Annotated in this window: 7 protein-coding genes (1 of these 7 only partly in view); 6 read left to right on the top strand and 1 reads right to left on the bottom strand. The window is 63.0% G+C overall.

What is annotated here, in order from left to right; all coding sequences use genetic code 11:
- Window positions 1-65: 65 nt before the first annotated feature.
- The 5 genes from ASD52_RS32075 to ASD52_RS32095 all read left to right on the top strand — a co-directional run bounded on the left by ASD52_RS32075 (window position 66) and on the right by ASD52_RS32095 (window position 5,406).
- Window positions 66-353, top strand: a complete 288-nt coding sequence (locus ASD52_RS32075; protein ID WP_025430081.1) for a DUF1427 family protein — start codon at window positions 66-68, stop codon at window positions 351-353.
- Window positions 353-2,338, top strand: coding sequence for an amidohydrolase (locus tag ASD52_RS32080; protein WP_156613067.1), 1,986 nt, complete (start codon window positions 353-355; stop codon window positions 2,336-2,338). Before ASD52_RS32075 ends, ASD52_RS32080 begins: the two co-directional genes overlap by 1 nt.
- Window positions 2,339-2,351: 13 nt before the next feature.
- On the top strand, window positions 2,352-2,813 hold the full coding sequence (locus tag ASD52_RS32085) for a DoxX family protein (RefSeq protein WP_057226495.1): 462 nt from the start codon (window positions 2,352-2,354) through the stop codon (window positions 2,811-2,813).
- Window positions 2,810-4,447, top strand: coding sequence for an MFS transporter (locus ASD52_RS32090; protein ID WP_057226497.1), 1,638 nt, complete (start codon window positions 2,810-2,812; stop codon window positions 4,445-4,447). The genes ASD52_RS32085 and ASD52_RS32090 overlap by 4 nt, the downstream gene beginning before the upstream one ends.
- 137 nt (window positions 4,448-4,584) lie before the next feature.
- Window positions 4,585-5,406 carry an alpha/beta hydrolase gene (locus tag ASD52_RS32095; protein ID WP_057226499.1) on the top strand — a complete coding sequence of 274 codons (822 nt, stop codon included), beginning with the start codon at window positions 4,585-4,587 and terminating at the stop codon, window positions 5,404-5,406.
- 133 nt (window positions 5,407-5,539) lie between these two features.
- Here ASD52_RS32095 and ASD52_RS32100 read toward each other — a convergent pair whose 3' ends face one another.
- Window positions 5,540-6,628 (bottom strand): citrate synthase/methylcitrate synthase, encoded by a 1,089-nt coding sequence (locus tag ASD52_RS32100; protein ID WP_057226501.1) that lies wholly within the window; start codon window positions 6,626-6,628, stop codon window positions 5,540-5,542.
- A gap of 73 nt (window positions 6,629-6,701) precedes the next feature.
- On the opposite strand from ASD52_RS32100, the gene ASD52_RS32105 reads away from it, so the two are divergent.
- Window positions 6,702-7,078, top strand: the 5' portion of a protein-coding gene (locus tag ASD52_RS32105) for a citrate synthase (RefSeq protein ID WP_057226510.1). It continues 754 nt past the right edge of the window; the window shows 377 of its 1,131 coding nt (coding positions 1-377); it begins with the start codon at window positions 6,702-6,704; its stop codon lies beyond the right edge, outside the window.

A 7,078-nucleotide genomic window follows, 5' to 3' on the forward strand; every position in this document is an offset into this window, starting at 1 on the left:
AAGGTTGCCGTCTCGCCAGTCGGCGGGACGGAGAAGCGGGCAACCCGTCCCGTGAGGAGAACTCGATGAAAATGTATCTTCTGTCGCTCGGCGTCGGTCTGCTGGTCGGTGTCATCTACGGACTGCTGAATGTGCGCTCGCCGGCGCCGCCCGTGATCGCCCTGCTTGGCCTGCTCGGCATCCTCGTCGGCGAACAGGCCGTTCCGCTCGTCAAGCGGCTGGTCTCTGGCGCGCCGGTCACCGTCTCCTGGTTCAACAGCCGTTGCGTGCCCCACGTTTTCGGCGCGCTGCCGACGGGAACCGACCATGACGTGGCCACGCGCGACCGCTCTTCGAAAGGGGAGGTGGGCTGATGCCGACACGCCGCGGCTTTCTGGGGGCAGCCTCGACGCTCGCCTTCCCCTCGCTGTTTTCGCCGGCGCTTGCCGCCGACACCGTTTCGACCAAGGGAGACAATCCGATGGACGCCGATATTATCCTGCATCACGGGCTCGTCACCACGCTTGACCGCTCCAATCCCAACGCCAGCGCGGTCGCAATCAAGGACGGCAGGTTTCTCGCCGTCGGCCAGGATCAGGAGATCATGGCGCTCGCCGGTCCCGACACCAGGATCATCGATCTGAAGGGCAAGCGGGTTTTGCCCGGGCTGATCGACAACCACACCCATGTCGTCCGCGGCGGCCTGAACTTCAACATGGAGCTGCGATGGGACGGGGTGCGCTCGCTCGCCGACGCCATGGATATGCTGAAGCGCCAAGTGGCGATCACGCCAGCGCCGCAATGGGTGCGGGTCGTCGGCGGCTTTACCGAGCATCAGTTCGTTGAAAAGCGCCTGCCGACGATCGAGGAGATCAATGCGATCGCGCCCGACACGCCCGTCTTTCTCTTGCATCTCTACGACCGTGCGCTCCTCAACGGCGCTGCGCTCAGGGCCGTCGGCTACACCAAGGATACGCCGAACCCGCCGGGCGGGGAGATCACCCGCGACACCAAGGGCAATCCGACCGGTCTGCTGCTTGCCAAGCCCAATGCCGGCATTCTCTATTCGACGCTCGCCAAAGGGCCGAAACTGCCGCTCGATTATCAGGTCAATTCGACCCGCCATTTCATGCGCGAACTCAACCGGCTCGGCGTCACCGGCGTGATCGATGCTGGTGGCGGCTTTCAGAACTATCCCGATGATTACGAGGTCATCCAAAAACTGTCCGACGAGGGGCAGATGACCGTGAGGCTGGCCTATAATCTCTTCACCCAGAAGCCCAAACAGGAGAAAGAGGACTTCCTCAACTGGACCTCCTCGGTCAAATACAAGCAGGGCAACGACTATTTCCGCCACAACGGCGCCGGTGAGATGCTGGTGTTTTCCGCCGCGGACTTTGAGGATTTCCGCCAGCCACGCCCGGAGATGGCTCCGGAAATGGAAGGCGAACTGGAAGAGGTGGTGCGCATCCTTGCCGAAAACCGCTGGCCCTGGCGTCTTCATGCCACCTATGACGAAACGATCTCCCGCGCCCTCGACGTCTTCGAGAAGGTCAACAAGGACATCCCGCTTGAAGGCCTGAACTGGTTCTTCGACCATGCCGAGACAATTTCCGAGCGCTCGATCGACCGGATCGCCGCGCTTGGCGGCGGCATCGCAACCCAGCATCGCATGGCCTATCAGGGCGAATATTTTGTCGAGCGCTACGGCCACGGCGTCGCCGAAGCGACACCGCCGATCAAACGGATGCTCGACAAGGGCGTCAATGTTTCCGCCGGTACCGATGCCACCCGTGTCGCCTCCTACAATCCCTGGGTCTCGCTGTCCTGGATGGTGACCGGCAAGACGCTCGGCGGGCTGCAACTCTACCCGCGCGCCAATTGCCTCGATCGCGAGACGGCGCTGCGGATGTGGACCGAAAAGGTCACCTGGTTTTCCAACGAGGAAGGCAAGAAGGGCCGGATCGAAAAGGGGCAGTTCGCCGACCTGATCGTGCCGGACAAGGACTTCTTTGCCTGCGCCGAAGACGAGATCTCGTTCCTGACGTCCGAGCTGACGGTGGTCGGCGGCAAGGTCGTCTATGCCGCCGGTGACTTCGCCACCCATGACGAAAACCCGGTGCCGCCCGCCATGCCCGACTGGTCGCCGGTCAGGACCTTCGGTGGCTATGCCTCCTGGGGGGAGCCGGAAGGTGCCGGCAAACGAAGCCTTCGCCGCACCGCAATCTCCACATGCGGATGCCTGAACGACTGCAATGTCCACGGCCACGACCACGCCGGCGCCTGGACATCACGCCTGCCGATCGCCGATCTCAAGGGTTTCTTCGGCGCGCTCGGCTGCGCCTGCTGGGCGGTGTGAGGAGGGAGCCGCAATGACACATTCCTCCACAATTGCGTCGCGGCTGGCGGCCGGTGTCCAGCCGTTTGTGACCACGCCCACTATTCGGTTCATCGCCCATCTTGGGCTCTGCGCCGCCTATATCCAAGGGCCGTTGACGAAGATCCTCGACTTTGATGCCGCTCTCGGCGAGATGAACCATTTCGGACTTCAGCCGGCCGCACTGTTCGCGGTGGCGGTGATCGTCTTCGAACTTCTCGCCTCGGCGATGATCCTCGCAGGCATTCTGCGTTGGCTTGCCGCTCTCGGCCTCGCCGCGTTCACGCTCGCCGCAACCTTCATCGCCTTGCGCTTCTGGGAGCTGGCCCCCGGCCAGGAACGGTTCATGGCGACCAACGCCTTCTTCGAGCATCTCGGCCTTGCCGGCGCCTTCCTGCTGGTCGCGTGGTACGATCTTGACCGTCGAAACGAGGCGGGAGGCGAACCGCTGCCATGACCCAGAATGTCACGCCGCCGCCGGCCGCAGGCGGCTTTGCACCGCTGCGCCAGCCCGTCTTTGCCGTCCTTTGGGTGGCCACCGTCATCGGCAATACCGGCAGTTTCATCCGCGACGTCGCCAGTTCATGGCTGGTGACCGATCTCTCCGGTGCTCCGGCGGCCGTTGCCATGGTTCAGGCGGCTGCGACCCTGCCGATCTTCCTGCTCGCCATACCTGCGGGCGTTCTGTCTGATATCCTCGATCGCCGCCGGTTTCTGATCGTCATCCAGCTACTGCTGGCGTCCGTCAGCATCGGGCTCATGCTGCTTTCAGCGACCGGATTGCAGAGCGTGAGCTCGCTCGTGGCGCTGACCTTCCTCGGTGGTATAGGTGCTGCGCTGATGGCACCCACCTGGCAATCGATCGTTCCCGAACTCGTCACGCGGCAGGAGTTGAAGAGCGCCGTCGCCCTGAACTCGCTCGGCATCAACATCTCGCGTGCCATTGGCCCTGCGGTCGGCGGGCTCATCCTTGCGAGCTTCGGTGCGGCCATCACCTATGCAACCGACGTTGCGAGCTATCTCTTCGTCATCGCGGCCCTGCTTTGGTGGCGGCGCGCCCCCGGTGCGGACGATGGCTTGTCGGAGAAGTTCGCCGGCGCATTTCGTGCGGGTCTGCGCTATGCGCGCGCCAGCCGCGAACTGCACGTGGTGCTGCTGCGCGCTGCCGTGTTCTTCGCGTTTTCGAGCGCCGTCTGGGCGCTGCTGCCGCTCGTTGCACGCAACCTGCTCGGCGGGGATGCCGGCTTTTACGGTGTCCTTCTCGGGGCCGTCGGAGTCGGAGCGATTGGCGGCGCCCTCGTCATGCCGAGGCTGCGTAGGCTCCTCAGTGCAGATGGGCTGTTGCTCGCCGCCGCGCTGGTCACGGCCGTCGTCATGGCCGGCCTGTCATCTGCACCGCCGCAATGGGTGGCGATCATCCTGTTGCTGAGCCTCGGGGCCGCATGGATAACCGCGCTGACGACACTCAACGGCGCGGCTCAGGCGATCCTGCCGAACTGGGTGCGCGGTAGGGCGCTTGCAGTCTACCTCACGGTGTTCAACGGCGCGATGACCGCCGGGAGCCTGGCCTGGGGTGCCATAGCGGAACTCCTTGGCGTTCCGGCGACCCTTCTGGTCGGCGCCGCCGGGCTGGTGGTCGTTGGCGTGGTATTTCACATCGTGAAGCTGCCTGCCGGTGAGGCTGATCTGGTCGCCTCCAATCACTGGCCCGAGCCGTTGACGGCCTCGCCGATCGACAATGACCGCGGCCCCGTGCTGATCACCATAGAATATCGCGTCGATCCCGCCGATCGACAGGCGTTCACGAGCGCTCTCTACAGGCTTTCTTCGGAACGGCGGCGGGACGGTGCCTATGGCTGGGGTGTGACGGAAGACACTGCTGATCCGGAGATCATGGTCGAATGGTTCTTCGTCGAATCCTGGGCCGAGCACCTGCGCCAGCATCGACGGGTCTCCAAGGCCGATGCCGACCTGCAGCAGGAGGTGCGCAAATTCCATCGCGGCGACGCAGCTCCGCTCGTTCGCCACCTGCTGAGCGTCGGGCCGGAGCGCCTGACGCAGGCGAGAGACAACATCAAGGAGACGCCATGACAGATTGGAACGCGCTTTTTCCAGTTGCCCGCCGAACGGTCCTCAGGACCGCCGGCGCAGTTGGCGCCACCTTGTTTCTGCCCGGCCTCGGCCTTGGCGCCCAGAACCCGATCCCAACACCAGATGGAGAGAACCCCATGAGTTTCATCACTACCAAGGACGGCACCAACATCTTCTACAAGGATTGGGGCAAGGGACAGCCGATCGTCTTCTCCCACGGCTGGCCGCTATCGGGCGACGCCTGGGAAGCCCAGATGCTGTTCTTCGGGCAGAACGGCTACCGCGTCATCGCCCACGATAGGCGCGGCCATGGTCGTTCGGACCAGCCGTGGGACGGCAACAACATGGATCAGTATGCCGACGATCTGGCGGAACTGATCGAGAAACTCGACCTCAAGGATGCGATCCTGATCGGGCATTCGACCGGCGGCGGCGAAGTGGCCCATTATATCGGCCGTCACGGCAGCGGGCGCGTTGCAAAGGTGGTTCTCGTCGGCGCGGTCCCTCCGCTCATGCTGAAGACTGCGGCGAATCCAGAAGGAACGCCGATTGAGGTTTTCGACGGCATTCGCAAGGGCACCGCGGGCGATCGCTCGCAGTTCTTCAAGGAACTCACTCTTCCCTTCTATGGCTTCAACCTCGAAGGCGCGAAGATGAATGACGGGCTTCGCGAATCCTTCTGGCTGCAGGGGATGGTCGGCTCGATCAAGGGTCACTATGATTGCGTCCGCGAATTCTCCGAAGTCGACTACACCGACGACCTGAAGAAGATCGATCGCCCGACGCTGGTGATCCACGGCGATGACGACCAGATCGTTCCGTTTGCCGCATCCGCCGCAAAGACGGCCAAGATCGTAAGGGACGCCAAGCTCATCGTTTACAAGGGTGGGGCACATGGCCTGGCCCAGATCGAGCCCGACAAGTTCAACGCCGACGTCCTGGCCTTCATCAAGGCTTGATATCGGGCGTGTCTTTGTCATGCAGCCGTTGGAGCCGGGTTTTTCGACCCGGCTCCAACGGCTCTTCGGCAAAGGCTGAACAAAGCGGGTGGGCGGCTGCGCGGTTGCCTGCCGCAGGCGCCATGTCAGTGACTTAGGCAGCCCGTGGCAGCGGCCCGACATAAACCGAGCGCGGGCGGATCAGGCGACCTTTGAGCGCCTGCTCGCGTGCATGGGCAATCCAGCCGATGGTGCGGCCGATGGCGAAGACGCCGGTGAAAGCATCTCTCGGGAAGCCCAACGCATCGAGCAGCAGTGCTGTATAAAACTCGACATTGACGTCGAGCGGGCGATCCGGCTTGCGCTCCTTCAATATCATGAGTGCTGCCTGTTCGACGGCATTGGCGAGCTCGATGCGTTCGCGATCGACCTGCCCAACGTCGATCAGGGGCTTCAGGGCAAGCCTCAGCGCATCGGCGCGTGGATCGCGGACGCGGTACACTCTGTGGCCGAACCCCATCAGCCGTTCACCGCGATCAAGCGCCTGGTTGAGCCATGCTTTCGCGTTCTCTTGCGTTCCGATCGCATCGAGCATGTCGAGCACCGGTCCGGGCGCGCCGCCATGAAGTGGCCCCTTGAGGGCACCGATCGCCCCGAGGACGGACGATGTGAGGCCGGCTCCGGTGGAGGCGATCACCCTTGACGCGAAAGTCGAAGCGTTAAGGCCATGGTCGGAAATCGTCACGAGATAGGCATCGAGTGCTTTGACCTTTCCCGCGCTCGGCAGCCCGCCGCCAAGCATCGCGAGAATGTCTGCCGATTGGGAGAGCGACGGCGATGGGGCAATCGGCTTGTCGCCATTCTTCAGGCGCAGGATTGCCGGCAGGAAGACGGCGGGTGCAGCAAGCAGGCGGAGCGCTGCCTCGAGATCGTCACCATCAGGCAGCCGCGCGATGAGCGCGCGCATGATGTCGACAGGTGGCAATTCCAGCATATGGTCGTCGATGGTCCGGATATCTGCGAAGACCTCTGTCCGCATGTGCCCCAGACGTCGGCGCAGTTCCTCCTTCTGCAGATTTCCTTCGATCAGGCCACCAAGCAGAAGGATAACGACATCCTCATAGCTGGCGTCATCAACGAGGTGTTCGAGCGACACACCACGAATGACCAGTCGACCGGCCTCGCCATCCACATCCGAGAGCTGCGTTTCAGCGGCGATGACATCTTCAAGTCCGTTTTTCATAGATGTTTCTCCTTTACCGGGAGAATGGTCCGGCTAAGATGTATTGACGTCAATCTTGATAAATTTGATCAATATGAACACGCTCTGGATCACCGCTGAGGAGGCGCTCAGTCAGCTCGGCACCAAACCGCAGACGCTTTATGCGAATGTGAGCCGTGGGCGCATACGCGCGAAGGCTGATCCAGTCGACTCGCGCCGCAGCCTTTATCAGGCTGACGATGTCAGGCGGCTGGCGGAACGTCACGCGGGCCGCCCGCGCGCATCGGCCGTCGCCGCCGAGGCGATCCGCTGGGGCGACCCGGTCCTACCCACGACGATCTCCAGTATTGCCGATGGACGCCTGTCTTATCGTGGCCATGATGCAGTTGAGCTCTCGTTGACAGCCGATCTGGAAGATGTCGCGACCCTGCTCTGGCAGACACCCACGATCACTGTCCGTGCGGCCGATGT

Origin of the sequence: Ensifer sp. Root142 (assembly GCF_001426785.1) — a bacterium.
Lineage (GTDB): Bacteria > Pseudomonadota > Alphaproteobacteria > Rhizobiales > Rhizobiaceae > Ensifer > Ensifer canadensis.

Excerpts from the sequence above, each read along its gene's own strand:
- ASD52_RS32080 (WP_156613067.1), top strand. The coding sequence starts at position 353 with ATGCCGACACGCCGCGGCTTTCTGGGGGCAGCCTCGACGCTCGCCTTC.
- ASD52_RS32095 (WP_057226499.1), top strand. The coding sequence starts at position 4,585 with ATGAGTTTCATCACTACCAAGGACGGCACCAACATCTTCTACAAGGAT.
- ASD52_RS32075 (WP_025430081.1), top strand. The coding sequence starts at position 66 with ATGAAAATGTATCTTCTGTCGCTCGGCGTCGGTCTGCTGGTCGGTGTC.
- ASD52_RS32090 (WP_057226497.1), top strand. The coding sequence starts at position 2,810 with ATGACCCAGAATGTCACGCCGCCGCCGGCCGCAGGCGGCTTTGCACCG.
- ASD52_RS32100 (WP_057226501.1), bottom strand. The coding sequence starts at position 6,628 with ATGAAAAACGGACTTGAAGATGTCATCGCCGCTGAAACGCAGCTCTCG.
- ASD52_RS32085 (WP_057226495.1), top strand. The coding sequence starts at position 2,352 with ATGACACATTCCTCCACAATTGCGTCGCGGCTGGCGGCCGGTGTCCAG.